The organism is Odoribacter splanchnicus DSM 20712 (assembly GCF_000190535.1).
Classification (GTDB): Bacteria; Bacteroidota; Bacteroidia; order Bacteroidales; family Marinifilaceae; genus Odoribacter; species Odoribacter splanchnicus.
On the sequence record NC_015160.1, the window covers coordinates 693,967 to 719,693 of the forward strand.

The following is a 25,727-nucleotide window of genomic DNA, read 5'->3' on the forward strand; positions in this document are numbered from 1 at the left end:
CTGATAAGGGGATAATTATATCAAGCCCATTTGTTTTAAAAGGATACTGGCGTTCATATTACTACTGATACCGGGATGAAGTTTGTAATCGTACGTAATTTGACTACCGGAATGGACAATCTCGAAGCAGACATTGAAAAAATGTTCCGGGAAATCGTCAGCCAGTTCTCCTAAAGCCAAATCGTGGGTTGCAACGAGGCCGGAGATAGGGTAAGAGAGTATCCTTTTTAAGAAAGCCAATGAACCGTTTAATTTATCCACCGAATTTGTTCCTTTCAGCATTTCGTCCAAAATGATGAATACTTTGTCTTCCTGCTGTGCGATGTTAACTAGTTGTTGAAGCCGGAGAAGCTCTGCGTGGAAGTAGGAAGTGTCTTTAGACAGACTATCGGTAGTCCGCATACTGGTGAAAAGCGTCATGGGCTGAAAAGCAAAATAGCGGCTGCAAACGACATTCCCGGATTGAGCTAAAATCAGATTTACCCCGATTGTACGCAAAAAGGTACTTTTACCGGCCATATTGGCTCCGGTGACAATGGCGATTTGGTGTAAGGAGCGGATACTGAAATCATTGGTGACGTTTCGTTCGCTTTTTAGTAAAGGATGTCCTATTTCTTCGGTGTCTAATAATCGATCCTGACAGATGACCGGGAGGCAATAAGCAGGATGGTTGAAACGATAATTGGCCATGCTGATCAAGGCATCGGCTTCACTAAGGACGTCTGTCCAGGTTTCGATGTCAGGTCCATATTTCTTTCTCCAGTGATCCAGACGGAGCAGGGTATGGAAATCTTTGAGGTATAGTCCGTTTAAAATGAAAGCGATGACAATGTTACCCCGTTGGTCGAGATTGTTCTGTATCCGGTGAAGTTGAGTCAAAGCTTGCAGGGAATTACTCTCCGGGGTAAACAAGCTGTGTCTTATTTTCTGAAGATAAGGGGAACGGAAAGATTGATCGTGGATTAACCGGACTAAAGGAAGATAATTGCTGATGGTTTTCAGAAACAGGTTGAGCCGTTGATGATAGGCATTGATTTTTTTGATATATAAGGCCAATGCCGAAAGTTGTAATAGGGATAGCACAAGGGAAATGGAAAAAGGCAGGGGGGTAAAGCTCGTTACCGCCCACGAAACGATTACAATCGTGTTGGCTATCCATAAAATCAGACGGACTGTGCTATGTTTTGAAAAGAATGGGGATTCGGTCGGTCCTGATTTTAAAATGACCGCATCGAGGGCTTGGGTCGGATGGAGTGCTCCGGCAGCACGAAAGTGTTGACACCATTCCGGTTCGGCGCATAATTCTTCTGCCGCTTGCTGACGGGAATGAATGACTTCCGGGTCTTTGCTGAGAGATAATAACCAGGATACCAACTTTTGGGTGCCGGAAAAAGTCACTGTCCGGTTTAAATGCTGGAAGAGGGAATCTTCCCCGAATAGGTCCAGGTCATGGGCATAAGGGTGGGCAGGATCGTTGAACCTTTCGCCTTGGTCAAGAGCAGAGAAATTACCGGCTAAATAATCCGATTCCAACGTGTTTATACGAAGTAGTTCTTCGATGAGATGTTGCCGGTAGATGATTTGGGAATCCCATAGAGTCAAAAAAATGAATACGAGAATAGCTCCTATACCCAAAAGTAAGAGAGGTTGAGTACTATGGTTGATCAGGAGGTAGATCAAAAAGATCATATAGCCGAAAGTGAGCAATTTGGCCAATGTAATCAGATTGCGCCGTTTTTTTATTTGCTTTAAACGGGCGGTATAGTGGTCTATCTGTTTCTGGTAATATTCATCGGGTTTCATTTTCGGAAATTTTGATTGTACAAAAATAAAAGGATAAATGGAAAAATAGTCAGAAATTTATACTTTTGCGCTCTCAAAATCGGACAGTTATTTTTTACAGGTAGTTAATTGAAGAGGAACGATGAATTTTCTGACGCTTATTGATTATATCGGTACATTTGCGTTTGCCATTAGTGGGATCCGTTTGGCTTCTGCTAAACGCTTCGATTGGTTCGGGGCTTATGTGGTTGGATTCGTTACAGCTGTCGGAGGAGGAACGATTCGGGATTTGTTGCTGGATGTTACCCCGTTCTGGATGTTGCAGTCTTCCTATCTGATCGTGACTGCCCTGGCTTTGGGATTTGTTATTCTGTTCGGGCGATATGTCATCAGGTTGAATAATACTTTTTTTATTTTCGATGCCATCGGTTTAGGGTTATTCGCCGTTGTCGGTATCGAGAAAAGCATCACTTATGGTTACCCCATGTGGGTAGGATTGATTATGGGTACTCTCACCGGAGCCGCCGGAGGAGTTTTGCGGGATACCCTGATCAATGAAGTCCCCTTGATTTTCCGAAAAGAGATCTATGCCCTGGCTTGTGTGTTCGGTGGCTTGGTTTACTATCTCTGTCTGTATTCCGGTTTAAATTCGACACTGACACAGATCATCGGGGCTGTTTCTGTCATCCTGATCCGGATTCTGGCTGTAAAGTATCACATCAGTCTGCCTAATCTGAAAGGGGAAAACTGAGTTGGAAAGTCTTTATGTAAGATTAATATCGAAAACGTTGTCATTTAGAATAACAAGTTTTATCTTTGTTCTGTTATAATTAGTCAGAAAAAAGTCTGAAATACTATTAATTTGAAATCAATTTTCTGATTTTTATTCAGAATGTATATGAAACCTGAAAATATTTTTGCTCAGATAGCTGAGGCTGGTGAAGAGGAACAGTTCGATTTGCTTTTTAAATCTCCTAATTGCCGGATCGACCGGATCGTTTCTTCCGGTCATAGTTCGCCCAAAGGATTTTGGTACGATCAGGAGAACGATGAATTTATATTATTGATTCAGGGAGAGGCTACGCTGGAATTTGAGGACCGCAAAGTGACATTGAAAAAAGGAGACTACCTGCATATTCCCAAAAATTGCAAACATCGGCTCGATAGTACCAGTATCGAGCCGGTATGTGTATGGTTGTGCGTGTTTGATATCGAATAGGGAAAAGGTTATTTTATCGATGTTATTTTGCAAGATGATTGCTGTGCTTTTGAAGCTTTAGTTCAGAAGTACGGGGAGAGTGTGGAGTTATCTCCGGTACTTATTTTTTCGGTGCCGGAGGTACGGTCGTTATTTTTTTACTTCTAGTTTTTCATTAATAATGTCTGTTATTTGTTCTTTCGGACGTAACCCGGTTACCGTAAAAGGTTTGCCGTTTTTGGGAATAAAGAGCATCAGTGGGATGCTGGAGGCATTGAATAATTGAGCTAATGCCGGTTCTTTATCCACATCCACTTTATAGATCTGAAGCTTATCTCCGTATTCTTTTTGAATCTCTTCCAAAATAGGAGATAGTTTTTTGCAAGGTGGACACCAGGTGGCATACATATCGATGATGGCCGGTTTATCACCGAGATACTTCCAGTCTTTATTCTTTTCGAAATCCCAAATCTGTGCTTTGAATTCTTTCGTATTCAAATTTTTCACACTTTGGGCATCGGCATATGACAAAATTCCTGCTGAAAAAAATATCAATAACAGGATCCATGTTTTTTTCATAGCTAAAATATTAAGTAATTATTTGAACGACTATCGGAAATATATACAGATTCCCTGTGGACGAAGTTACAAAAAAAGGGTATCTTTGCAAAGTTTAAAATAAAAGATTACTCCATGGTTGTTTTTCCACATGCGAAAATAAATATCGGTCTCTTTGTGACCGGGAAGAGAAATGACGGTTTTCATAATCTGGAAACGATTTTTTTCCCGGTGGGATGGTCTGATATACTCGAAATTGGGCGGGGAGAAGGAGAAAGCGGGAGTTTCCGATTTAAGAATACCGGTCTGGAAGTGGGAGGAGATCCCGGGAAAAATCTGGTGATTAAAGCTTATCACTTGTTGGCTGCCGATTTTCATTTGCCGGCCATACAAGTACACTTACATAAGATCATCCCTTTCGGTGCCGGTTTAGGGGGGGGATCGGCGGATGCAGCTTTTATGCTGAAAGCTTTGAATGCTTTTTTCGATCTTCGTCTCTCCGGGCAAAAGATGGTAACTTATGCTGCCCGCCTGGGGAGTGACTGTGCTTTTTTTATCGATGATCGTCCGGCATTTGCTTCCGGTAAGGGGGAGTTGCTGGAGCCGATAGAGCTTACGTTGGCCGGTTATCGGATCATCATAGTGAAACCCTCTTTCGGAGTATCTACGCCTGAAGCATATGCAGGGATCACTCCCCGGCCGGCCGGATATGATCTGCGTCAGCTCGGACAACTTCCGGTAAATACATGGAAAGAATATATCCGGAATGATTTTGAAGCGACTGTTTTTCAAAAATATCCCTCTCTAACTTTATTGAAGCAGCAATTGTATGAGCGGGGGGCTGAATTTGTGAGTATGAGCGGGAGCGGATCGGCTATTTATGGCTTGTTTAAGAAAGACCGGGAAATCAACCTGGATTTTCCCGATTGTTGTGTGTGGCAAGGAGAGACTTTAATTTAAAATATAACCTGTTCGAATTGTAATGAGAGCTTATCTGACGATTATATTAATTGGTTTGGTATCGGCATTTATCGGTATCATTCCTTTATTCAAAAGAAAGGCAGATAAATATACTGTTTTATCGGCTTTTGTGTTGTTTCTGATCATGCCCTATGTGGTTTATCACCTGAGTTTACCTTGGACACAATGGTGGTGGAAAGGTATGATCGTGTCTGCAGTTTTGACCCTCCCTCTGGTGATTACCTCGGGGCGGGGAAGTTCAAGATGTGCATTCCCGCTTTTATTGGCTTCTGTCGTAGTCGGTGCTTTTATTTCCTTTTTGGGACATTATTTATTGTAAATACCGGGGGAAAAAGGGAGGACAAGCCTTTCCGGACAGATTAACGGTTTTAAGCCTGAAGGACGAATCTTTTCCGAAAGTTGATCGGTGGAATTAGTCTCCCGATATCATTGTATTTTATCGAAGATTGTAGTTCCACCGATTGACAGGTTGTCTATACCGTCCAAAGGAAAGAGGTAAATTATAAGATTTCTCCTGTTGGATTTTAGTTTTTCAGGCTAAAAGAATAGAAAATGGCGGATATACCTCCGAAAATAAAGGCCAGACCTGTCCATACGATAATATTGAATATACCGAAAAGCGGATGGAAAATAATCAAAAAGGCAAAAATTAAGGTCAGGATTCCTCCTGTCAATACCCATCCCCAATTAGGAATACGGAAAGATTGCATTTGACTGGATTGACCGATAAAACCGATACCTACGAACATTAAGATAAATCCTACGACATAAGGTAACAGATCGGCTGCCCAGGCTAGATTACCTAATAATATAAATCCGATGACCAAATCCAGTATTCCGACGGCTAAGCCCCAGCCCCAGTTCCGGTAGCGTTGCCCTGCAAATGCATTTACAATTTCACCGATCCCATACAGGATAAACATGATACTGAAATAAACCGCCAGCGCAAAATAGGATTCAACCGGATTTCTGAATACCCATATACCGCAAAGAATAGAAAGAATACCGATAATTAGCATTAGCCACCAATATCGGTTGTTAGAAGAGTAAGTTTCTGTCGTTTCCATAACTATAAGTTTTAAATTATAGTTATTTAAACGAAAAAAGGCTGGTAATGTTTTAAGGGGGATTTTTTACTGTCGGCAGGATCATGATCTAGTCCTGCCGACAGTAAAAAGATTATTTTTCGTTATAGAGGTGTACATCCATTTGCGGGAAAGGAATATTGAGGTTTTCCTCTGCAAAGGTCTTGTATACTTTTTCGTTCATATCGAAAAAGACACCCCAATAATTTTCTGCTTTTACCCAGGCCCGAACGACAATGTCGACAGAACTGGAGTTAAGAGCGGTTAAAGCGATAAAATAATTGGGATCTTTCAATACTCTGGGATCATTATCTAAAAGCCGGGCAATGACAGCTTTTGCATGTTCGTAGCTATCACCGTAGCCGATTCCGAATACCCAGTCGACCCGCCGTTGCGATTCTTTCGAGTAGTTCATCATAATTCCGGTAGATAAGCCTCCGTTAGGAATGATGATCACCTTGTTATCGGTAGTCGTAATGATGGTATTGAAAATCTGGATCTCTTTCACTGTTCCCGACTGACCTTGTGCTTCGATATAATCTCCCACTTTAAACGGTTTGAAAAGCAGTATCATCACTCCACCGGCAAAATTTTGCAGTGTACCGCTCAATGCCATACCGACAGCGACACCGGCAGAAGCAAATAAAGCGATGAATGAGCTTGTCTCGATACCTAAAACACTGATAATGATAATCACTAAAGTGAAATTCAGGGTGATACTCACCAAACTCTTGGTAAAAGTGGCCAATGAAGCTTCGACATGCCGTTTCGTAAGTATGTTTATAACTAAACGATTTAATTTTTTTACAATCCAACGACCGATGAAGAACACCAGAAGTGCCACCAGCAACTTGGAACCGAATGAAACACTGAGATCAATAAGTTTATTGACCAATGTGTCCAAAGACATTGTAGATAAAGAATTTTCCATAATTAATTGATTTTTTATTTATCACCCACTATAGAGATTTTTTATTTTTCTTCTTTTAGAGTTTCATTTATTGGTATTTTGAAGTATACTGAATCCTTGGGACATATCAAATTACGCTCCAAAGTTATCATATTTATATTTTTTTACAAAAATTACAACCGTAAAAGGCTTTATTCCACTTTCATTTTTAATGTTTCGCTAAATAATTGTATTTTTGTAACCTGTGAAAAATTAATCGTCAGAATACTATGAGCATAGAAAGTTTGTTGACCACCAAGGTGATAGAAGCTGTGAAGCAGTGCTATGACGCTGATGTGGATAAGGATAAAGTGCAGTTACAAGCTACCCGGAAAGAGTTTGCGGGAGATTTGACTGTAGTTGTTTTTCCATTTACGCGTTTTTCGAAGAAATCTCCGGAAGAGACGGGGAAAGAATTGGGGGGCTACCTGAAACAACACATTGAAGAGATTAAAGACTACAATGTGGTGAAAGGATTCTTGAATATCGAGATTTCAGCGGCTTATTGGGTAGGTGTATTGAACGAAGTGGCTCAGGACCCGAAGTATGGATATGTGCATGAAAATAGCGGGCATTCTTACATGATCGAGTATTCTTCGCCTAATACGAACAAACCTTTACATCTCGGTCATATCCGTAACAACCTGTTGGGTTGGTCGGTATCCGAGATACAAAAAGCCAATGGACATGAAGTGAGGATGGTAAATTTGGTGAATGACCGGGGAATACATATTTGTAAGAGTATGATTGCCTGGAAAAAGTTCGCTAATGGTGCTACTCCCGAGTCTACAGGTACGAAGGGCGACCATTTTGTCGGCGACTACTATGTTCGTTTCGATAAGGAATATAAAGCTGAAATAAAAGCTTTGATGGAAAAGGAGGGAATGGAAGAAGAAGAGGCCAAGAAAAAAGCTCCGATCTTGCTGGAAGCGCAGGAAATGCTGCGTAAATGGGAAGCCGGTGATGAAGAGACCGTGAGTTTGTGGCGTACTATGAACGATTGGGTGTTGAAAGGTTTCGACGAAACCTATCGCTTGATGGGGGTGGGTTTCGATAAAGTATATTTCGAATCACAAACGTATAAAAAAGGCCGTGACATTGTCCTGAAAGGTTTAGCTGACGGTGTACTCTACCGGAAAGAAACCGGTAGTGTCTGGGCCGACTTGACCGGAGACGGGCTGGATCATAAATTACTGTTACGGGACGACGGTACTTCGGTTTATATGACTCAGGATATAGGTACGGCCTACGAACGCTTCAATGAATTCGATATGGATGAAATGATCTATGTCGTCGGAAATGAACAGAATTATCATTTCCAGGTACTTTCATTGATTTGTGGTAAATTGGGTTTCCCCTGGGCGGATAAAATTAAGCATTTGTCTTACGGAATGGTTGAATTACCTGAGGGAAAGATGAAATCCCGTGAAGGTACGGTTGTCGATGCCGATGATCTGATGGCTGAAATGATCGATACAGCCAGAGAAACTTCTCAGGAATTAGGAAAATTGGACGGCTATTCCGAAGCTGAGGCCGAAGAGGTATACCGGAAAGTGGCTTTGGGGGCGTTGAAATATTTTATTCTGAAAGTAGACCCCAAAAAGACCATGATGTTCAACCCGAAAGAATCGATCGATTTTAACGGAAATACCGGTCCTTTTATACAATATACTTATGCGCGTATTCAGTCGGTATTACGTAAGGCCGCAGACGCAGGGGCATCACCTTTGTCGGCGGATACACATATTCAGCTCTCGGAAAAAGAACAGAATCTGATTAAATTGGTGGCTAAATTGCCTGACGTGGTGAAAGAAGCAGGGACAACCTATAGTCCGGCATTATTGGCTAATTACGCTTATGACCTGGCTAAAGAATTCAATCAGTTTTACCATGATTTTTCTATTCTGAAAGAAGAAAATGAAGCTTTGAGAAATTTCCGTTTGTTGCTGGCTAAACAATGTGGTGAGGCGATTAAAAATGCCATGGGAATGTTAGGCATTGAGATGCCGGAAAGAATGTGATCGGGAAATGGGGTATGAATCTGACCAATTATCATAGTCATTGTTCTTTTTGTGACGGAAAAGCTCCTATGGAAGATTTTGTGAAGTCGGCTATCGCTGCCGGCTTTACTTCTTACGGTATATCTTCACATGCTCCGCTTCCTTTCGAGACGTGCTGGACTTTATCGCAAGAGCGGGTGCCCGATTATTTACAGGAAATTGGGCGGTTGAAACAGAGATATGCAGGAGAAATCGAGATCTATGCCGGTTTGGAAATAGACTATCTGAATGAAATTCAGAATCCGGCTAATTCCTATTTTCAGGCTTTACCGTTGGATTACCGGATCGGATCAGTCCATTTGGTGTATACTGACGAAGAGGAAATTATCGATACAGATACCGATCCTGAAAATTTCCGGTATTTATTGGAAAAGCATTTTCGTGGGAATTTGCAGGAGATGGTCACCCGCTATTTTGTTGCAGCCATGCGTATGGTGGAAGCGGGAGGTTTTGATTTTGTCGGACATGCCGATAAGATTTCTTATAATGCCGGGATTTGTCAACCGGATCTATTCCGGCAGGGCTGGTTTACCGATATGTTGAAGGAATACTTTACGCTGATTGCTGAAAGAGGTATCATGATGGAAATCAATACTAAAGCTTTTTTACGTAAAGGGTGTTTTTTTCCGGATATCCGGCATTTTGCCTTTATTCGTGCTTTGGGGATACCGGTACTGGTTAATTCTGATGCCCACCGTCCGGATTTGATCAATGCCGGGCGGGCGGAGGCTTTACAGGCGCTGAAAGAAGCTGGATTCCATACCGTTAGACAATTGCAGGGAGGAAAGTGGATCGATGTGCCGATTGCTTGAGAGATCAGTAGGGATGAACCTGGAAAGTTCCGGAAAAATTCGAATAAAAGAATTGATTTTTAACTGACAAACTTTCTATACAATGGACAGTTGGGTGATCGTACAAACCTTTATAAATCCGCAGGAAGCCTATATGGCTAAGGCTTTTTTAGAATCTGCCGGGATCGAAACCCGGATGCAGGATGAATTGACGGTCCGGACGGGGATCCATGCACAGGCAATCGGTGGAGTAAAGCTGCTCGTCCGGCATGAATGTTGGCAGGAAGCTCTGAAAGTCCTTGAAGAAGGTTTCTCCCTTATTCCGGCCGGCCTGGAAGTGCCGTAGTTGTGGAAAAGCTTGGAAATATAAATAATTTAAACGATGAAAAAATCGATTCATTTTATACCATCGTCGCTCGTTTGTTCGGTAGCTATTGATTTGACCGTGGAGGATGGGGTGATCCGGGAAGTTTGTTTCGAAGGAGGATGCAGCGGAAATCTGCAAGGAATTTCGATGTTGGTAAGGGGAATGAAAGTAGAGGAGGTAATAGAAAGATTGGAAGGTATACAATGTGGAAGTAAACGTACTTCCTGTCCGGATCAATTGGTGAAAGCGCTGAAAGAAATAGAACGGTGTTAAAGGATTTTTTGTTTTTAATGGGAAGTAATTAAAATGAGTATTGATTTAAATCAGGCATTGGAATATGCGGTAGCCTGGGCGAAAGAAGTTGGAAAGATACAGCTTTCCTATTTCAGGGGAAATGATTTGGGTATACAAACCAAATCGAATGTGTACGATGTGGTAACAAGAGCCGATAAAGAAAGTGAAGCTTTTCTGTTGGATAAGATTCAGAAGCACTATCCCGGGCATGCAGTCCTTGGCGAAGAAAGCGGTGCTCATGCCGGTACTGCCGAGTATCGGTGGGTGATCGATCCTTTGGACGGTACGAATAATTATAGCCAGGGATTACCTGTATTTACAGTATCTATCGGGTTGCAATACCGGGAAGAAACCATTCTGGGGGTTGTTTATGCGCCGTATCTCGGCGAGTTGTATACGGCAATCAGGGACAGAGGAGCCCGGTACAATGGAAAAGTGATCCGTGTTGCTGAAAAACAGGATTTGGCTCATTCTGTTTTGGGAACAGGATTTCCTTACGATAAAGATGTAAATCCGGATAATAATGCTGCAAATCTGGCTGCAATCCTGCCTTCCATCCGGGGGATAAGACGAATGGGCTCGGCTGCTTATGATTTATGCTGCGTCGCTGCCGGTTGGTTGGACGGATATTGGGAATTGGCATTACAGCCCTGGGATATGTGTGCCGGAGCCTTGATTGTACAGGAAGCCGGAGGCATCGTCCGCAGATTCAGGGAAAACCGGGGTATTTCTATACTGGCAGGAAATGCGGCGCTCGTTGAGAAAATGGGTGAAAAAATACAATGATTTGATTTGAAATTAAGTTATGGCAACTTCCAGAGAGATGACAGCAGGGCCCGCGCTGCCACTTATTTTCAATTTTACGATGCCCTTGCTTTTGGGCAATTTGCTTCAACAGACTTATTCGTTGGTAGATGCTGCTATTGTCGGAAAATTCTTGGGAATAAATGCGTTGGCTGCTGTCGGAGCCAGTAGTTCCGTGATTTTCCTGATTTTGGGTTTCTGTAATGGGTGTAGTTGTGGTTTCGGTATTCCGGTGGCCCAGAAGTTCGGTGCCCGTGATTATGTCATGATGCGGCGTTATGTGGCTGTGAGTTTGCAGCTTTCGTTGGTGATGTCTGTTATGATTGCTTTGATTACCAGTATCTATTGTGCAGATATCTTGAGGATTATGCGTACACCGGAGAATATCTTCGAGGGTGCGTATGCCTACTTGCTGGTGACTTTTATCGGAGTACCCTGTACGTTTCTGTACAATCTTCTATCCAGCATTATCCGTGCATTGGGAGATAGTAAGACACCGTTTTGGTTTCTGCTCTTTTCGACTATACTCAATATTATCCTGGACCTTTTCTGTATTCTGGTATTGAAATGGGGAGTTTTGGGAGCGGCGATCGCTACTGTTTTTTCTCAGGGAATTTCTGCCTTATTGTGTTATGTATACATGTACAGGCATTTTCAGATACTGAAAGGGGAAGCCAAAGAGCATAAATTTCAGTTGCATCTGGCAAGGACTTTATTAAATATCGGCGTACCGATGGGATTACAGTTTTCGATCACTGCGATCGGTAGTATTATGCTTCAAAGTGCAAATAATGCCTTGGGAACGGCTTGTGTGGCTGCTTTTACCTCTGCTATGCGGATCAAAATGTTTTTTATCTGTCCTTTTGAAAGTTTGGGAATCGCTATGGCGACTTATTGCGGACAAAATTACGGAGCAGGTAAGCCGAAACGTATCTGGCAAGGGATCAAAGCCAGTGGGGTGATGATGCTGATTTACGCCTTACTGACCTTTGTCGTTTTAATGGTCGGGGCGAGGACATTGGCTTTACTTTTTGTAGATACTACCGAACTGGAAATATTGAAAAATACGGAGTTGTTTTTGCACGTATCTGCCTATTTCTTTCCTTTCCTGGGATTGCTTTGTATCCTGCGTTACACCATTCAGGGGGCAGGGTATACAAATCTGGCTATGCTTTCCGGAGTTTCCGAAATGATAGCCCGTACCCTGGTCAGCATATATGCCGTACCGGTATACGGTTATATTGCAGTTTGTTTCGGCGATCCGACAGCCTGGCTGGCAGCCGATCTCTTTCTGATTCCAGCCTTTATTTATGTCTACCGGAAATTGAAAGAGCTCAGATGTCCGTTGACGGAAGGCTGAAAGGATAAGCTGACCGGACGATCAGGCCAAAACCTGATGCCGGGTCTGTAAGATCGAATTTTTTAGAATACGTTTGGCTGTGAGATATCCCTCTTCATAGATCTCTCTGATGTGTTCCAGATCGAACATGCTGTATTTGGTCATATTTTGGGGGGATATGAATACATCGCACATATTCCGGTCGATATCGGTATTCCGGTCCAGACCCAGATGAAAAGAACGGATAGCCATACCGATCATGTTGGTGATTTTTTCCGAAGTATCTATCGAATTGATTTCGACGGCTATAATTTTCTCGCAACGCTTGCGTATGGGACGTACGGGAAGATTCATAAAGACTCCTCCGTCGACATAATCGACATGATCGATTTCCCGGGGAGTAAAGACTACCGGGATAGAGCAGGAAGCAATAATGCAGGGGAGAAGTTCTCCCTTTTCAAAATGGACGGGTACAGCTCCGTTAATGTCACTGGCTGTAATAACCAGGGGAATTTTCAGTTCTTCAAAAGTCTTGACATGCAGAAATTCTGCCAGCCGTTCTTCCATACCGTTCATAATCATGATCCCTTTCTTCGACATGGTGGGACGGGCAAAATGCAAAATTTTTTTCCCCAGGAAAAAATTCAAACATTCTTCGGGGGTATGACCGGCGGCAATCATGGCTCCGACAATCGAGCCGGCACTGGTGCCCGAGATGATATCGGGACGGAGGCCTGCTTCATACATGGCTTGTACGACTCCGATGTGGGCGAAGCCCCGGGCTCCACCGCCGCTGAGCACCAATCCTAACCGATATCGAGGTGTTGTATCCATAAATAATAGTTTCTAATTACCGATTTGTACGAAAATCCCGAGGTGGGGTTTTCATTGGCCAAAAATATAAAAGAAATTGTTTATTTGAGAGTATTCTTATCAGTTTAAATAATAGTTCTAAACCTGAAATTTATGAAAAGATATTTTTTACCTTTTACCTTTAATTTTTATCTTTGCACCTCAAATCAAAACAAATAAGATGCAGGAAAAAATTTTGATATTGGACTTCGGATCGCAGTACACCCAGTTGATTGCGAGAAGAGTCCGGGAATTGAATGTATATTGTGAGATTTATCCTTACAATCATTATCCGGCTCTCGACTCCTCTGTAAAAGGAGTTATTCTTTCCGGAAGTCCTTTTTCCGTCAGGGATGATAAAGCTCCTCAGCCGGATCTGACGGCGATAAAAGGTCAGTTGCCTTTATTGGGAGTGTGTTTTGGCGCTCAGTATTTGGCTCATCATTTCGGAGGAGAGGTAAAGGCTTCTAACAAACGTGAATATGGCAGGGCGAATTTAGCTTTCGTCGATAAAACAAGTAAGCTGTTTAAAGGTATCGGCGATAATTCACAGGTATGGATGTCACATGGAGATACGATAGAAAAATTACCGGCAGGCTGTCAGGTGATTGCCAGTACCAAAGATGTGAAAAATGCCGCTTTTAAGGTAGAGAACGAGATTACTTACGGTATTCAGTTCCATCCTGAAGTATATCATAGTACCGAGGGAACTTGTCTGCTTCGCAACTTTGTGGTGGGTATCTGCGGATGTTCACAGAACTGGACCCCCGATTCTTTTGTAGAGACGACAGTGGCTGAATTAAAACAGAAATTGGGAGACGACCGGGTGATTCTGGGATTATCCGGTGGGGTAGATTCTACTGTAGCAGCTATGTTATTGCATCGGGCTGTTGGTAAAAATCTGACCTGTATCTTTGTTGATAATGGTTTGCTGAGAAAAGACGAATATAAAACGGTTCTGGAGAATTATAAAGAGTTAGGACTGAATGTGGTCGGAGCGGAATCCGGAGATTTGTTTTTAGGACGTCTGGCAGGTGTCACCGAACCTGAAAAGAAACGGAAAATTATCGGAAGTACTTTTATCGATGTTTTCGATCAGGAAGCTTCTAAAATAGAAGATGCCAAATGGCTGGGACAAGGTACGATCTATCCCGATGTGATTGAATCGCTTTCGGTAAACGGACCTTCACAGACTATTAAATCCCATCACAACGTAGGAGGTTTGCCCGATTATATGAAATTAAAACTGGTAGAACCTCTCCGTTTGTTATTTAAAGATGAAGTTCGCCGGGTAGGAAAAAGTCTTGGTTTGCCGGATAAATTCCTGCAACGTCATCCTTTCCCAGGTCCGGGCTTGGCTATCCGGATCTTAGGCGAGATCACTCCCGAAAAAGTAAGACTTTTGCAAGAAGCCGATCACATTTTTATTTCTATGCTTCAGGAAGAAGGATTGTATAATAAAGTCTGGCAGGCCGGAGTGATGCTGCTACCGGTACAGAGTGTCGGTGTGATGGGAGATGAGCGGACTTATGAAAGTGTGGTTGCGCTTCGGGCAGTTGAATCGACAGATGGCATGACCGCCGATTGGTGTCACTTGCCTTATGAATTTCTGGCCCGGGTTTCCAATCGGATTATAAATAATGTCCGGGGGATCAACCGTGTTGTTTATGACATCAGTTCAAAACCACCTGCAACAATCGAGTGGGAATAATCTATAAACCAGTCCTAATGACTGTTTTTTATAACTCACGGAGGTAGGAGCTATGCCTCGTGAGTTATTCTATTTTAAAAATAGATTTAGTTTTATTACCTTTGAAGCCGTGAGATCGTAAATTATCACGTGGGAATAACTGGCTGGTAAGTTGTCCTTGGGGGCAGCTTATTTTTTTAGAGATAAAGGTAGATTCCTGTATAATAGGAAAATAAAAACAATTGGTTTATGAAAAATAATGCGGATGAAATAAGGAGATTAAAAGAACGATTAGGGCAGGGGACTTTAAAAACGGTGATTATTCCTCATATTTCGGCAGATGGTGATGCGGCAGGCTCTTGTTCGGCTTTGTCTGAAGTGTTGCAGCAAGTGGGAATAGAATGGCATATCCTGACCTGTGATTTTATTCCGGAATATCTCCGTTTTTTGAAAAATATCTCTTCGGCTATTTCTTTTCAGGAAAAACCGGAAGAATGTAAACGCTTACTTGCCGATGCCGACCTTATTTTTATGCTCGATCACAATACGGTTGCCCGGGAAGGTGACCTTGAAAATTGGGTGGTGGCTTCTCCTGCCGGGCGTGTAATCATCGACCATCATCCGGATCCCGATCCGCAACAATACGTAATCTCCGATACTCAGGTTTCTTCGACTTGTGAACTACTCTATATCGTCATGTCACAGATTTGGGGAAAGGAGATCGTTACTCCGGATATCGCCGGCGCTTTGTACACCGGCATTAATACCGATACGGGAGGATTGAGTCATAATTCTTCTCATCCGCAGACCTATCGGATTATCGCAGACCTGTTGGAAGCGGGATTGGATAAAGCTTATATCCATGAACGGATTTATCAAATGAACAATTTATCCCGTCTGCGTCTGATTGGAAATGTTTTACTCAATAAACTGGAGGTGAATGAACAATATCCGGTGGCTATTATGCCGATTACCCGGGAAGAATTAGACCGCTATAATTACAAAGACGGAGACTTGGAAGGGTTGGTCAATATTCCGCTCTCTGTTCACAATGTCTGTGTATCGGTACAAATCACGGAACGCAGGGAAAGGGTAAAATTATCTTTTCGTTCTAAGGGAAATGTGCCGGTCAATGAATGGGCTAAGGCTTTTTTCAATGGGGGAGGTCATTTGAATGCTGCCGGAGGACAGATGGATTTGCCGCTGGCAGAAGTGGTGAGAAAGGTAAAAGAAACGATTCCCTGGTTTTTCGAACAACTAAAAAACAGCGGTATTTAAATATTCATATTCTACTAAAAACTTTTATTGTTATGCCTTTTTTTAAATTTCATTTTGTAGAAGCTTCCCGGATGGCAGGTGTGAGTCGTCGGATGGCAGACCGGCTACAAGAGACGATCGGATGCCCGCGTGAACATATCGTGTTCGAGCTGATTCATTCCAGCGTGGTCGAAGATGTAACCATTAAGAGCGGTAATGATTGGCCTTATGTAGAAGTAGATTATTTTGAACGGCCTCCGGAGGTACAACACGAAGTTGCGAAAGTCATTTATGAATGTCTGATGGCCGCCGGATATCAGAATTCGGATGTATATTTTCGTTACCTGACTCCTGAGAATTATTATGAAAATGGAGCCTGTCTGAAATAAATATGTTGATAAAAAACGGGCCGATTTGGTGTGAAATATAAAAAGAATGCTTATGTTTGCGTATAGTATAAAACGCAACATAAACTATGGATGATGTCAGAGAATTAGTCTCTTATCTCAGTAAAGCTGAGCGGGGATATACCAAAACTTTAAATCGTGAGTTTTTGAAAGCCGGATTCGATTTGAGCAGGGAACAATATGAATTATTACAGGTGCTCTGGGCGGAAGATCACGTGAATCAGCAAACTATTTCCAAGAGGCTTCAGAAAGATAAATACAATGTGACGAAACTATTGAATACCCTGACGAAACGTGGGTTTGTGCAGCGGAAAATGTGTCAGGAAGATAAGCGGAATAATTTTGTGGTCCTGACCGAAAAAGGCATAGAGGCCAAAAAGGTTTTGACCAATATCGAAGAGCAGGTACATGCTGACCTGACTTTTACCATTGCTCCGCAGGAAATTAAATCTTGTGTTTGGGTGTTGAAGAAATTAACGGATATGATGGGCTAACGTCATATCCGTTGTTGTTAAATAAACCATGAAAAACAAATAAAATGGAAATTTTTAAAGGATTACAACCCGAATTGGTGTGGAGTTATTTCGAAGAGATCTGTAAAATTCCCCGCCCATCTAAAAAAGAAGAAAAAATAGCTGCCTGGTTGATGGAATTTGCTAAGAAACATCAGCTGGAAGCTCGTCAGGATGAAGCAGGTAATGTATTGATTACGAAGCCGGCTACTCCGGGAAAAGAACAAACCCCGGGTGTGGTTTTACAAGCACATATGGATATGGTTTGTGAGAAAAATGCAGATACCGTTCATGACTTCGATAAAGATCCGATAAAACCTTATATAGACGGTGAATGGGTAAAAGCCAAAGGTACGACACTGGGAGCGGACGATGGTATTGGAATAGCTGCTGCATTGGCTGTTTTGACAGATGAAAATATTCAGCACGGACCTTTGGAATGTCTGTTTACCGTTGACGAAGAAACCGGATTGACCGGGGCTTTTGCTTTACAGCCTGGATTTTTTCAGGGCAAGATATTATTGAATCTGGATTCGGAAGATGAAGGGGAAATTTTTATCGGATGTGCCGGTGGAATCGATACCGTTATTCGCTTGCCTTACCGAAAAATGGTTTTACCTGCCCATAAATTTGCTGTTCAGGTTAAAGTGAAAGGATTGCAGGGCGGACATTCCGGTGATGATATTAATAAAGGGAGAGGAAATGCGATCAAGATATTGAATCGCTTTCTGTGGGATTTGAATGAGCGGTATGGTCTGTTGGTTGCATCTTTGGAAGGAGGAAACCTGAGAAATGCCATAGCCCGGGAAGCTAATGCGGTGATCGTTTTCGATGAAGTCCTGAAAGAAAATATCCGGGTTGACTTCAATATGTATGCAGCTGAGATGGAGGAGGTTTGGAAAATAACAGAACCGGGACTACAGTTGGAACTGGAATCTGTCGATTTACCTGGAGAGGTATTGACTCAGGAATTTACCAATAAATTATTGAATGCCTTGTATGCTTGTCCTCATGGTGTATTCACGATGAGTTATCGGATGCCTGGAATGGTAGAAACTTCTACTAACCTCGCAGCAGTGAAATTTATCGAAAACGATACGATCTTGATTACTACTTCCCAGAGAAGTGATGTCGACTCGGAGAAGATGAATATTGCTCATATGGTGGCTGCAGTATTCCGTTTGATCGGTGCTGAAGTGGAGCATGGAGAAGGATATCCGGGGTGGGCACCTAATCCGGAATCCGCTATTTTGAAAATTGCAGTGGAATCTTATAAACAACTGTTCGGTTATGAACCTGTAGTCAGATCTATCCATGCAGGATTGGAATGTGGACTGTTTTTGGAGAAATATCCCGGAATGGATATGATTTCCTTCGGCCCGACCTTACGTGGTGTGCATTCCCCGGATGAGAAAGTAGATATCGAAACAGTCGGGAAATGGTGGAAACATTTGGTGGATATTTTGGAACGTTTAACAAAAGAGGCCTAATGAACGATACAGGTAAAAGTGCTAAACTAGCCAAATATGACCGGCTGTATGAGCAAATTAAAGGTTATATTCATACCACTGAAGATATTTGGGCACGATTAGCGACCATGGAAGCTGTTTTGCACCATAAAATGCAGACATTTTTTTGGACCGGAGTATATGCGTTGATCGATGACGAACTGATCGTCCGTTCTTATCAGGGGCCTGTGGCCTGCCAGAAATTACGGCATCATACCGGAGTATGCTGGGCTGCTGTTTCTTCTGAAAAGACCGTTATAGTCGGGAATGTTGAAGACTTTCCCGGTCATATTGCTTGCAATTCCATGTCTAAAAGTGAAATTGTCATCCCTATTCGTGATCCCGAAGGAAAGGTTTTTGCTTGTCTGGACATAGATAGTGATAAGCTTGATGCCTTCGATCAGGAAGACGAAGAAGGATTGAAAAAAATTTTATCCTTGCTCTATGAATGAATAGAAAAGTAACCCCTGCATGTGAAAATAATAGCTCATTTGTAAAAAATCTGAAAATGATTTTGAATTTTAGAGAGACATTTTTACCTTAGGGGCTGTAACTATTATAAAAATGATAACTATTAAATATTATTCTGAACTATGAAAAGAATTGCATTTTTAATTTTAAGTGTTTTATTGACGGTAAGTGTTTTTGCTCAGGATCCGGGGGCTACAGAAAAAAATGCCGGTAATGCAGCTGTTAAAGCTAAAAATTATCCAGAGGCTTTCAAGCAATATGAAGCTTATCTGAAAATTGTAAACAATAAAGATAATGCAACTGTCTATAATACGGCTTACTGTGCTACTAAAATAAAGAATTACGCAGCTGCTGAGAAATATTTTGATATGTCTATCAAAAATAACTACAAAGGTGCGTCTTCTTATCTGGGAAAAGCACAGGCACAAAAAAGCCAGAATAAAACTGCAGAAATGTTGACCACTTTGCAGGATGGAATGAAAGCATTTCCGGGAAATATGAAGTTGGAAACCATGTATGCTGCTTATTATATGAAGGAAGGACAGACATTCCAAAAAGCAGGTGATGAAGCGAAGGCTGCTGAAAATTATACTAAAGTGGTGAATTTGACAACCAAGAGTTTTAAAACCCAGGGACTGGCCAGCTTAGCTAGTTTATACTTTAACAATGGAGCAAAGATTTTGCAGGCAGCAACTCCGATAGCGAATAGCGATAAAGCAAAATATGATGCTGAGAAAGCTAAAGCGGTGAACGACTTCAAAAAAGCAAAGGATTATCTGGTACAAGCTCAATCTTTAGATCCGGCAAATCAGGATGTAAAAGATCTGATGAAACAGGTAAACGAAGCTCTGAAATAAAAAACGGTTTCTTGAAAAGGATTCCCTTTTTTGAAATTCACTGATCGATAATGTGTTAGTTGATCGATAACTAACACATTATTAATTTATACCCTATGCCTTTAATTTGTTATACTGCGTAGATTTGCTGATGCACAACAGCTGCGCGGCATTCCTTTTATGCTCGCCCATCGGGACGGTTGCGGCGTACAAAGCCGCCTACGCTGTTGTATTGCAGGCCTAACTTCAGAGCGATGGATTTCAGCGGTTCGGTCGTGGTTGCATACAGGTGCACCGCTTCGTCATATTTCTCCGCGCACCGGGCCAATACCTGCTTGCCGCTCGCAAGTCGCGTCATACCGAGTGAGGCAGCGAGTTCCGGCTTGTGTTCATACAGGTACTCCCTGAATGTTTCGGGGTTCCGGCCAAACTTTTTCGTCCCTTCCGCCGTTGGACGTCTGCTTGTTTTCAAGTGTCCGATGGCTTCGACATACTTCGCGGCAGTCGCTTTCAGATAACGTTTGGTGCCGGATAAACGGACTCTTTCTCTTTGGCTGTCGGCATCGCGGTGTTCCTGGCGGTATAGCTCCAATGCCGTTTTGTAGTATATACGGCTGTCGTGTATTATCCATGTAAATCAGAATTTGTAGTCTCTATGCTTGAATACAGATTTTTGGAATACGAAAAATTTCAATTAAATTTGAATCGCCCGTGGAGGGTGTATACGCTGATGCGGAGTGGCTGATGACTGTATTTTTGTATAATTAGGGATATTCAGTAAATGTCCCTAAAAAGTAAGATGGCATATAAAGTTGATAGAGTATAATCACTTTATATGCCATTATTATTGCCCTTTTTCTGTGTTTTTTCACATAATCCTATCTTGTTAGACACGACGCTTCGGAAGAGGTCTGATGCCCCCTTCTGGTTCTGTCGGTAAATTTATGTCATGCCGCTTTATCCGCCCGGTTCCTGATTTTATCTATCATCAGTATGGCATTTGCCGTATGTATTCCAAAGAAAATCCATAGGATTTCCGTCTTCCTGTTCCGTGCCTTTATCCTTGAGAGTGAGTAATGCTGCTTCTGTGTGCCGAAGCTGCCTTCAAGTCGGGTGGCCCTTTCTTTGGAGAGTTCACTTCTGAGAACCTTTCTCAAGGATTCATCCCTGGCCGCCCTTCCCTTGCGTACAAAGGATGTGGATATTCCATATTTTGTACAGAACTTTCTGTTGGCATTATTGGCATATATGGAATCGGCAGCCACGCATCTTACCCTCACATTCATGAGCTTCTGCTGCATGCGGATACGGTCCTTCAGGCGTATACCTTCGTTGAAAGCCTTGAACGAGAGGTGTTCGATGAACGATATGCCGTCTATCTGTATGTTGTTGACCTTCGCACCGAACTCGACGGACTTTGTTTCCTTGCCTCTTACAATGGGACGTACATAATGACGGTCAATGCTGACGATGCGGTCCCTGACCTTCCTGCCTTCAAACAACTCCTTTTCCTGTACAAGAACCTTTCTGATGATGGAAAGACGCTTCTGGTAATCCTGGGTATATCGGAGTGAGGTTCCATGTTCTCTATGGATTTCATCCCTCTGTATGAGGAGCTTTTCAAGGAGTCTGATCATACGACGCTTGAGCATCCTTGTCCTTGAAGCCTTCCTCTTTCTCTTCTTGCAGTAGGACAGGTAGGACTTCGCCACATCCGCATACTTGTTGCGCGGACGCCTTATACCCAAATCTCTGCAATGAAGGCAGATTTGCCTGTAGAGCCATTCCAGACTTTCCCAAAGGAGTTTCATATCCGTAGGAAAACGCATATGGCTCTCATAGCATGTGGCATCGGTCATACAGACGTGAAGGCTGTCAAGATAGGGTTTCCAGTGTGAAGCCAGCACTTCCTGGAGGGAATCAACATCAAGACGGGACGCTATCTCATTGCGGATGGCACTGACTATCTTGTAGTTGGTTATGGGAAAGGACGGATTTATCATAATCCCGCAGAACATCTGGTAGTGTATGTTCCCGTTAAGATGTTCCACCAGCTGCCTGTCAGAGAATCCGGTGTACGCCTTCAGGACCATAAGGGCGATCTTCGCCGAAGGACTGAAGATGTTCCTGCGTCCCAGTCGCTGTTCCGACAGGCCCATGGTCTTTGCCATACGCTCAAACGGAAACACCGAATGAAGCCTGCCAAGCTCACTCTCATGAAAACTCTTGCGATATTTTTCTATAATATCAAATTCTGTAAAGCCCAAAGTAGGGTGAATTTCCGAAATATTTTGTATCTTAGCCATATCTTTGTTGGGGAATTTCCCCCGTTTTGGATTCCAAACCTTATTTGCGGGGGAATACCTAAAGATACAAAAAAGCCAACTAATTCGCAACATTTTGTGTATGAATTAGTTGGCTAATTTTATACTATTTACTGAATATCCCTAATTTACTTTGCCATTTTTCGACACTGCAAAGTTATCGATTACATTTTTTTATACCAGAACAAAAGGATAATCTTCATATTATGATTTAAATTTTTACGCAGTTTCTTTATGACAGATTCCAACAGGGATTTCACCGTATTAATGGAGATATTTAATTCATCGGCAATTTCTTTATATGTCAGTTTGCGATAAAAAATGCCGACTATAATTTTTTGTGTTTGTGGAGCCAATATGAAAATTTCTTTTTGCAGGTTGTGAATGAGATCCTCGTCTACACTTGCAAATTCTTCATCTATCACTTGATAATTAGTGAGATCTGCTGTAAATAAAAAATGTTTTTTCTTTTTTAAAATGTTTAAGCAGCTATTTCGGACCGACTTTAACAGGTAGGATTTGATGGCAATATCGTTAAACGGAAAGACTTTCTCTGTTTCCAGTAGCTGCAGGAAGACCTCCTGTACCACATCTTCCGCCTCCTCTCGGTTGTTCAGATAAGAGTAGGCATAATTACACAGTAAACCACCATATTTCTGAAATGCATGCATCAATTCCATTATCGGTTGTATTTATATTGCTATTATATGTTTTCACCTGTACTGAACACTCACAAAGATATTGTTTTTTCAAAATAGATTTATATTTCTACGATAAATTTGCTTCAGACAGGTTCTGACTATTTTCTATAAATATTGAAAATCAAATACATATATTTATCTGATATAAATATGATAAGAATAGAGCAAGAAAAGTGTTAAAAGTACCCACCCATTTTTAAAATTTATTGTTTTTAATTTAAAAATGCTTTTAAATGACAATAGTTTGTTAAAAAATCGCCAAGCCTAAGCGGCTCTGGCAGTAAATAAAATGAGTTCTTTGAAAATTTTGTCAATTAATGTCGTGTCCGGCTGAATACCGAACACGCAAATAAATCGTTCAAGCATATACGCATTGTGTATGAAAGACTTGCAAGAGGATATGGAATAGGCTATTCCGAGCCTCTTACATGCCGCTTTGGCCAAGTTGACAGCAGCAAGCGATGCATTGAAGTGAAAATCCAACTTTCTGAAGTCAGTTGACTGACAGTTGGTAATTCCAGCATGCTGCTTTCCATCTCTAAAGCAAAATTCCAATTGGAACCTGGTTCTGTAATAATCCAGGACTTCGCGTCCATCCATGGAATCGTCTGTAGAGAAATAAAGTTGCCACTTGTCTGTCCTCCCGTCCATCGGATACCGGACGGCCAAGGAAACATACCTTTTGAGGGCTTTTACATATACCCTCAATCCGTATAGTTTTCCCTTGTTCACCTCATATTCCTTGCACCGGGTCAAATCCAGATTGGCAAAGTCGATTTTGCCGTCAAACCACTTGGGATGCCCACGTTTTCCTGTTTTCTTTTCCAATGTCGGATAGTACAGGACCACGTCGTTCCTAAAGCGGCTGATGACATGGAAATCGTTCTCGCACATAGGCGTTATGAAAGTTTCCTTGGAAAAGAATGCGTCTGCAACCACCGTTCCGGATATGCCCTGTAGCTTGTCTTTTCTACTGATAAGATAGCTGCTATACCAGTCAACCAGGTTCTTGCCCATATTATCCAAGGTCTTACAGTCCGGCGTCTGAATGGAGCCTAAAGTCATGCATTCATGGTTGTCGATGTCAATGACACCGATGCCCATGATTTCCAATCCTCGCTTATAATCCCCGGCACAGCCTGACCGGAAGTAACCGATCCAAGGTGTCTTATGACCGGACTTGGGGATATAGGAAGGATCGATGGCGATGGCTTTTCTTTTGCCTGTGAGATGCTTGCCGATGATAGAGGCGTTGAACGCAAACCAGTCGAAAGTCTCATTCTCAAAAAGGTTACGGTAGGTCTGTTCCGAAAAACATCCATACCTGCCCAATTGGAGGAAGTTTATACGATCCGGGATGGCCATGAATAATTTCATGGTGTCCATGAACGTTTTTTCAAAAGGTTTGTGTATATTCACGACTGATTTGAGAGCCGACAGGCACTCGGATTGGTATTGCATAAGGAGTGTTTCTTTAGTCATAATTAGATGAGTAGTTAACTTCTAATTTACTAAAAATAAACGAATTATGCAATACTTTTCACCTTTATTATCAGCAGGTTAGCCCATTTTTTCAGCACATTTCTTCATGCTTAACCATTCGTTTTTGACAACATATCAATGACCTCTTTAATGTTTTCGAACCGACTTTTGCCGGTTCTATTGTTTAACTTTTAATTTTTCGGTAAAAATTTACCGAAGTATTGAATGATATTTATGGAAGATATAGGTTTTGATATTGACGAAAGGATACTGCGGGTATTGAACGGTGTTGCATCTTCCCGAGAGAAGGCCTCGTTGGACGAATGGTTCCAAAGCTCGGTTGAACACGAGGATTATTACAGAGAAAGGGTACGTGATTTTCAAAGAATAAAAATGTTGGTGAATATAACTCGGGCAGAAGATATGAAACAACAGGTTTGTAAGACTCTGAATAAAGCTGTCCGGAAACAGACTAAAGCGAAAATACGGATGTCTAGAAGAGGCTGGTACAAAATTGCCGGAATGGCAGCGATATTGATTGTCGGTTTTATGGTCAGATTTCATGATAAAAATACCTCCCATGATCATCTTTTGAAACAACCAATTATTTATCCGGGGAAAAGCGTGGCTACGATCACACTGGCCAATGGAGAAGAGTTGGAGGTAGGTAATCGTGGTCTGAATGTACGTGAGGAAAACGGTATGTTTTTAAAACTGGATTCTACAGTAATTACCTATTCGGGCAAACAAGCCGATTCCGGAAAAGTCGTTTATAATACACTTACAGTTCCGGCCGGGGGAGAATATCGATTGGTTTTATCCGACGGAACGAAAGTATGGATGAATGCGGATTCCAAACTGAAGTATCCGGTTGCTTTCGGGCAAAGTCAGCGGGAAGTTTTTTTGGAAGGAGAAGCTTATTTTGACGTAAAAAAAGACCCGGAGTATCCTTTTACCGTACATACTTCGAGGGGTGACGTTCAGGTATTAGGTACAGGCTTTAATATCAGAGATTACCGGGGAGAAGCCCGGGTGGTAACGACTCTGGTAGAAGGTAAGGTGGTTTACAAGGCATCGGAACGACATGAAGCTGTGATTATTTTGCCGGGATACCAGTTGATAGACAATGGTTATGAAGAACTCGCACCTCAAGAAGTAGATGTTGAGATGTATGTCGGATGGAAGGATGGGAGGTATATTTTCGAGGACGCTACTTTGGAAGAAATCATGCAAGTATTATCCAAGTGGTATAATGTTACGGTTTTCTATAAAAATGAAAAAATGAAAAATCTTCATTTTACTGGAGACATAGAAAGATACGAAAATATCAATGATTTTCTTCATTTTATGGAATTGGGGGGGAAAGTCGTTTTTAATATTCAGGATAAAACTATAATTATAGAATAAAGAGAGAACACAGGTGAAGGTTTGGCGGCTGACACCTATGTTCTCGGATAAACTTCAGTATTCACTAAAATT

The 25,727-nt window shown here is 42.0% G+C and carries 27 protein-coding genes; 18 read left to right on the plus strand and 9 right to left on the minus strand.

The features are described 5' to 3' along the window. Positions 1-15: 15 nt before the first annotated feature. Complete coding sequence (locus ODOSP_RS02885; RefSeq protein WP_013610911.1) at positions 16-1,803, minus strand: MutS-related protein; 1,788 nt, start codon at positions 1,801-1,803, stop codon at positions 16-18. A 121-nt stretch (positions 1,804-1,924) separates the two neighbouring features. On the opposite strand from ODOSP_RS02885, the gene ODOSP_RS02890 reads away from it, so the two are divergent. Both ODOSP_RS02890 and ODOSP_RS02895 read left to right on the plus strand, forming a co-directional pair. Continuing rightward, positions 1,925-2,533 (plus strand): trimeric intracellular cation channel family protein, encoded by a 609-nt coding sequence (locus ODOSP_RS02890; protein ID WP_013610912.1) that lies wholly within the window; start codon positions 1,925-1,927, stop codon positions 2,531-2,533. Positions 2,534-2,680: 147 nt separating this feature from the next. After that, positions 2,681-3,001, plus strand: a complete 321-nt coding sequence (locus ODOSP_RS02895; protein WP_013610913.1) for a cupin domain-containing protein — start codon at positions 2,681-2,683, stop codon at positions 2,999-3,001. Positions 3,002-3,130: 129 nt separating this feature from the next. On the opposite strand, the gene ODOSP_RS02900 is transcribed toward ODOSP_RS02895, so the two are convergent. Beyond that, entirely contained in the window at positions 3,131-3,559 is a 429-nt protein-coding gene (locus ODOSP_RS02900) for a thioredoxin family protein (protein ID WP_013610914.1), read from the minus strand. A gap of 114 nt (positions 3,560-3,673) precedes the next feature. Here ODOSP_RS02900 and ispE point away from each other — a divergent pair, with 114 nt between their 5' ends. Next, a complete protein-coding gene (ispE, locus tag ODOSP_RS02905) occupies positions 3,674-4,498 on the plus strand; it encodes a 4-(cytidine 5'-diphospho)-2-C-methyl-D-erythritol kinase (RefSeq protein WP_013610915.1) in 825 nt (274 codons plus the stop codon). A 22-nt stretch (positions 4,499-4,520) separates the two neighbouring features. Then, the gene (locus ODOSP_RS02910; protein ID WP_013610916.1) at positions 4,521-4,838 is read left to right on the plus strand and encodes a hypothetical protein; all 318 of its coding nucleotides are present in this window, start codon (positions 4,521-4,523) and stop codon (positions 4,836-4,838) included. Positions 4,839-5,043: 205 nt separating this feature from the next. Here ODOSP_RS02910 and ODOSP_RS02915 read toward each other — a convergent pair whose 3' ends face one another. Then, entirely contained in the window at positions 5,044-5,586 is a 543-nt protein-coding gene (locus ODOSP_RS02915) for an HdeD family acid-resistance protein (RefSeq protein ID WP_013610917.1), read from the minus strand. Between the two features lie 112 nt (positions 5,587-5,698). Then, on the minus strand, positions 5,699-6,535 hold the full coding sequence (locus ODOSP_RS02920) for a mechanosensitive ion channel family protein (RefSeq protein ID WP_013610918.1): 837 nt from the start codon (positions 6,533-6,535) through the stop codon (positions 5,699-5,701). 248 nt (positions 6,536-6,783) lie between these two features. Here ODOSP_RS02920 and argS point away from each other — a divergent pair, with 248 nt between their 5' ends. From argS to ODOSP_RS02950, 6 genes are all read left to right on the plus strand, one after another. Further along, positions 6,784-8,574 (plus strand): arginine--tRNA ligase, encoded by a 1,791-nt coding sequence (argS, locus tag ODOSP_RS02925; RefSeq protein WP_013610919.1) that lies wholly within the window; start codon positions 6,784-6,786, stop codon positions 8,572-8,574. Between the two features lie 14 nt (positions 8,575-8,588). Next, positions 8,589-9,425: a histidinol-phosphatase gene (locus ODOSP_RS02930; protein ID WP_013610920.1), complete on the plus strand. Its 837-nt coding sequence runs from the start codon at positions 8,589-8,591 to the stop codon at positions 9,423-9,425. An 82-nt stretch (positions 9,426-9,507) separates the two neighbouring features. Then, positions 9,508-9,750: a putative signal transducing protein gene (locus ODOSP_RS02935; protein ID WP_013610921.1), complete on the plus strand. Its 243-nt coding sequence runs from the start codon at positions 9,508-9,510 to the stop codon at positions 9,748-9,750. Between the two features lie 36 nt (positions 9,751-9,786). Beyond that, positions 9,787-10,044, plus strand: coding sequence for a TIGR03905 family TSCPD domain-containing protein (locus ODOSP_RS02940; protein ID WP_013610922.1), 258 nt, complete (start codon positions 9,787-9,789; stop codon positions 10,042-10,044). A 33-nt stretch (positions 10,045-10,077) separates the two neighbouring features. After that, positions 10,078-10,851: an inositol monophosphatase family protein gene (locus ODOSP_RS02945; RefSeq protein WP_013610923.1), complete on the plus strand. Its 774-nt coding sequence runs from the start codon at positions 10,078-10,080 to the stop codon at positions 10,849-10,851. A gap of 19 nt (positions 10,852-10,870) precedes the next feature. After that, positions 10,871-12,229: an MATE family efflux transporter gene (locus ODOSP_RS02950; protein ID WP_013610924.1), complete on the plus strand. Its 1,359-nt coding sequence runs from the start codon at positions 10,871-10,873 to the stop codon at positions 12,227-12,229. 21 nt (positions 12,230-12,250) lie between these two features. On the opposite strand, the gene ODOSP_RS02955 is transcribed toward ODOSP_RS02950, so the two are convergent. After that, positions 12,251-13,042: a patatin-like phospholipase family protein gene (locus tag ODOSP_RS02955; RefSeq protein ID WP_013610925.1), complete on the minus strand. Its 792-nt coding sequence runs from the start codon at positions 13,040-13,042 to the stop codon at positions 12,251-12,253. A 199-nt stretch (positions 13,043-13,241) separates the two neighbouring features. On the opposite strand from ODOSP_RS02955, the gene guaA reads away from it, so the two are divergent. The 7 genes from guaA (at position 13,242) to ODOSP_RS02990 (ending at position 19,762) form a co-directional block, all read left to right on the plus strand. Then, on the plus strand, positions 13,242-14,771 hold the full coding sequence (guaA, locus tag ODOSP_RS02960) for a glutamine-hydrolyzing GMP synthase (protein ID WP_013610926.1): 1,530 nt from the start codon (positions 13,242-13,244) through the stop codon (positions 14,769-14,771). 228 nt (positions 14,772-14,999) lie between these two features. Beyond that, the gene (locus tag ODOSP_RS02965) at positions 15,000-16,028 is read left to right on the plus strand and encodes a DHH family phosphoesterase (protein WP_013610927.1); all 1,029 of its coding nucleotides are present in this window, start codon (positions 15,000-15,002) and stop codon (positions 16,026-16,028) included. A gap of 32 nt (positions 16,029-16,060) precedes the next feature. Continuing rightward, positions 16,061-16,396 (plus strand): DUF1904 family protein, encoded by a 336-nt coding sequence (locus ODOSP_RS02970; protein ID WP_013610928.1) that lies wholly within the window; start codon positions 16,061-16,063, stop codon positions 16,394-16,396. A gap of 86 nt (positions 16,397-16,482) precedes the next feature. After that, positions 16,483-16,908 carry a MarR family winged helix-turn-helix transcriptional regulator gene (locus ODOSP_RS02975; protein ID WP_013610929.1) on the plus strand — a complete coding sequence of 142 codons (426 nt, stop codon included), beginning with the start codon at positions 16,483-16,485 and terminating at the stop codon, positions 16,906-16,908. A 44-nt stretch (positions 16,909-16,952) separates the two neighbouring features. Then, complete coding sequence (locus tag ODOSP_RS02980) at positions 16,953-18,416, plus strand: aminoacyl-histidine dipeptidase (protein WP_013610930.1); 1,464 nt, start codon at positions 16,953-16,955, stop codon at positions 18,414-18,416. After that, entirely contained in the window at positions 18,416-18,886 is a 471-nt protein-coding gene (locus ODOSP_RS02985) for a GAF domain-containing protein (protein ID WP_013610931.1), read from the plus strand. Before ODOSP_RS02980 ends, ODOSP_RS02985 begins: the two co-directional genes overlap by 1 nt. A gap of 141 nt (positions 18,887-19,027) precedes the next feature. Beyond that, on the plus strand, positions 19,028-19,762 hold the full coding sequence (locus ODOSP_RS02990; protein WP_013610932.1) for a tetratricopeptide repeat protein: 735 nt from the start codon (positions 19,028-19,030) through the stop codon (positions 19,760-19,762). Between the two features lie 157 nt (positions 19,763-19,919). Here ODOSP_RS02990 and ODOSP_RS02995 read toward each other — a convergent pair whose 3' ends face one another. From ODOSP_RS02995 to ODOSP_RS03010, 4 genes are all read right to left on the minus strand, one after another. Continuing rightward, positions 19,920-20,333: a hypothetical protein gene (locus ODOSP_RS02995; protein WP_049782813.1), complete on the minus strand. Its 414-nt coding sequence runs from the start codon at positions 20,331-20,333 to the stop codon at positions 19,920-19,922. Between the two features lie 355 nt (positions 20,334-20,688). Beyond that, positions 20,689-22,047: a transposase gene (locus ODOSP_RS03000; protein WP_083813773.1), complete on the minus strand. Its 1,359-nt coding sequence runs from the start codon at positions 22,045-22,047 to the stop codon at positions 20,689-20,691. 182 nt (positions 22,048-22,229) lie between these two features. Continuing rightward, positions 22,230-22,745: an RNA polymerase sigma factor gene (locus ODOSP_RS03005; protein WP_013610934.1), complete on the minus strand. Its 516-nt coding sequence runs from the start codon at positions 22,743-22,745 to the stop codon at positions 22,230-22,232. Between the two features lie 285 nt (positions 22,746-23,030). Further along, entirely contained in the window at positions 23,031-24,248 is a 1,218-nt protein-coding gene (locus ODOSP_RS03010) for a transposase (protein WP_013610935.1), read from the minus strand. Between the two features lie 234 nt (positions 24,249-24,482). Between ODOSP_RS03010 and ODOSP_RS03015 the strand changes: the two genes are divergently transcribed. Further along, positions 24,483-25,655 (plus strand): FecR family protein, encoded by a 1,173-nt coding sequence (locus ODOSP_RS03015; RefSeq protein WP_167535982.1) that lies wholly within the window; start codon positions 24,483-24,485, stop codon positions 25,653-25,655. Positions 25,656-25,727 lie beyond the last annotated feature (72 nt).

What these genes read in the sequence shown, in the direction of transcription:
- ODOSP_RS02910 (WP_013610916.1), top strand. Translation starts at nt 4,521, where the DNA reads ATGAGAGCTTATCTGACGATTATATTAATTGGTTTGGTATCGGCATTT.
- ODOSP_RS02885 (WP_013610911.1), bottom strand. Translation starts at nt 1,803, where the DNA reads ATGAAACCCGATGAATATTACCAGAAACAGATAGACCACTATACCGCC.
- ODOSP_RS03015 (WP_167535982.1), top strand. Translation starts at nt 24,483, where the DNA reads ATGGAAGATATAGGTTTTGATATTGACGAAAGGATACTGCGGGTATTG.
- ODOSP_RS02935 (WP_013610921.1), top strand. Translation starts at nt 9,508, where the DNA reads ATGGACAGTTGGGTGATCGTACAAACCTTTATAAATCCGCAGGAAGCC.
- ODOSP_RS03010 (WP_013610935.1), bottom strand. Translation starts at nt 24,248, where the DNA reads ATGACTAAAGAAACACTCCTTATGCAATACCAATCCGAGTGCCTGTCG.
- ODOSP_RS02975 (WP_013610929.1), top strand. Translation starts at nt 16,483, where the DNA reads ATGGATGATGTCAGAGAATTAGTCTCTTATCTCAGTAAAGCTGAGCGG.
- ODOSP_RS02990 (WP_013610932.1), top strand. Translation starts at nt 19,028, where the DNA reads ATGAAAAGAATTGCATTTTTAATTTTAAGTGTTTTATTGACGGTAAGT.
- ODOSP_RS02970 (WP_013610928.1), top strand. Translation starts at nt 16,061, where the DNA reads ATGCCTTTTTTTAAATTTCATTTTGTAGAAGCTTCCCGGATGGCAGGT.
- ispE (WP_013610915.1), top strand. Translation starts at nt 3,674, where the DNA reads ATGGTTGTTTTTCCACATGCGAAAATAAATATCGGTCTCTTTGTGACC.
- ODOSP_RS03005 (WP_013610934.1), bottom strand. Translation starts at nt 22,745, where the DNA reads ATGGAATTGATGCATGCATTTCAGAAATATGGTGGTTTACTGTGTAAT.
- ODOSP_RS02985 (WP_013610931.1), top strand. Translation starts at nt 18,416, where the DNA reads ATGAACGATACAGGTAAAAGTGCTAAACTAGCCAAATATGACCGGCTG.
- ODOSP_RS02890 (WP_013610912.1), top strand. Translation starts at nt 1,925, where the DNA reads ATGAATTTTCTGACGCTTATTGATTATATCGGTACATTTGCGTTTGCC.
- ODOSP_RS02930 (WP_013610920.1), top strand. Translation starts at nt 8,589, where the DNA reads ATGAATCTGACCAATTATCATAGTCATTGTTCTTTTTGTGACGGAAAA.
- argS (WP_013610919.1), top strand. Translation starts at nt 6,784, where the DNA reads ATGAGCATAGAAAGTTTGTTGACCACCAAGGTGATAGAAGCTGTGAAG.
- ODOSP_RS02945 (WP_013610923.1), top strand. Translation starts at nt 10,078, where the DNA reads ATGAGTATTGATTTAAATCAGGCATTGGAATATGCGGTAGCCTGGGCG.
- ODOSP_RS02980 (WP_013610930.1), top strand. Translation starts at nt 16,953, where the DNA reads ATGGAAATTTTTAAAGGATTACAACCCGAATTGGTGTGGAGTTATTTC.
- ODOSP_RS02940 (WP_013610922.1), top strand. Translation starts at nt 9,787, where the DNA reads ATGAAAAAATCGATTCATTTTATACCATCGTCGCTCGTTTGTTCGGTA.
- guaA (WP_013610926.1), top strand. Translation starts at nt 13,242, where the DNA reads ATGCAGGAAAAAATTTTGATATTGGACTTCGGATCGCAGTACACCCAG.
- ODOSP_RS02900 (WP_013610914.1), bottom strand. Translation starts at nt 3,559, where the DNA reads ATGAAAAAAACATGGATCCTGTTATTGATATTTTTTTCAGCAGGAATT.
- ODOSP_RS02915 (WP_013610917.1), bottom strand. Translation starts at nt 5,586, where the DNA reads ATGGAAACGACAGAAACTTACTCTTCTAACAACCGATATTGGTGGCTA.
- ODOSP_RS02920 (WP_013610918.1), bottom strand. Translation starts at nt 6,535, where the DNA reads ATGGAAAATTCTTTATCTACAATGTCTTTGGACACATTGGTCAATAAA.
- ODOSP_RS02965 (WP_013610927.1), top strand. Translation starts at nt 15,000, where the DNA reads ATGAAAAATAATGCGGATGAAATAAGGAGATTAAAAGAACGATTAGGG.
- ODOSP_RS02895 (WP_013610913.1), top strand. Translation starts at nt 2,681, where the DNA reads ATGAAACCTGAAAATATTTTTGCTCAGATAGCTGAGGCTGGTGAAGAG.
- ODOSP_RS02955 (WP_013610925.1), bottom strand. Translation starts at nt 13,042, where the DNA reads ATGGATACAACACCTCGATATCGGTTAGGATTGGTGCTCAGCGGCGGT.
- ODOSP_RS02950 (WP_013610924.1), top strand. Translation starts at nt 10,871, where the DNA reads ATGGCAACTTCCAGAGAGATGACAGCAGGGCCCGCGCTGCCACTTATT.
- ODOSP_RS03000 (WP_083813773.1), bottom strand. Translation starts at nt 22,047, where the DNA reads ATGGCTAAGATACAAAATATTTCGGAAATTCACCCTACTTTGGGCTTT.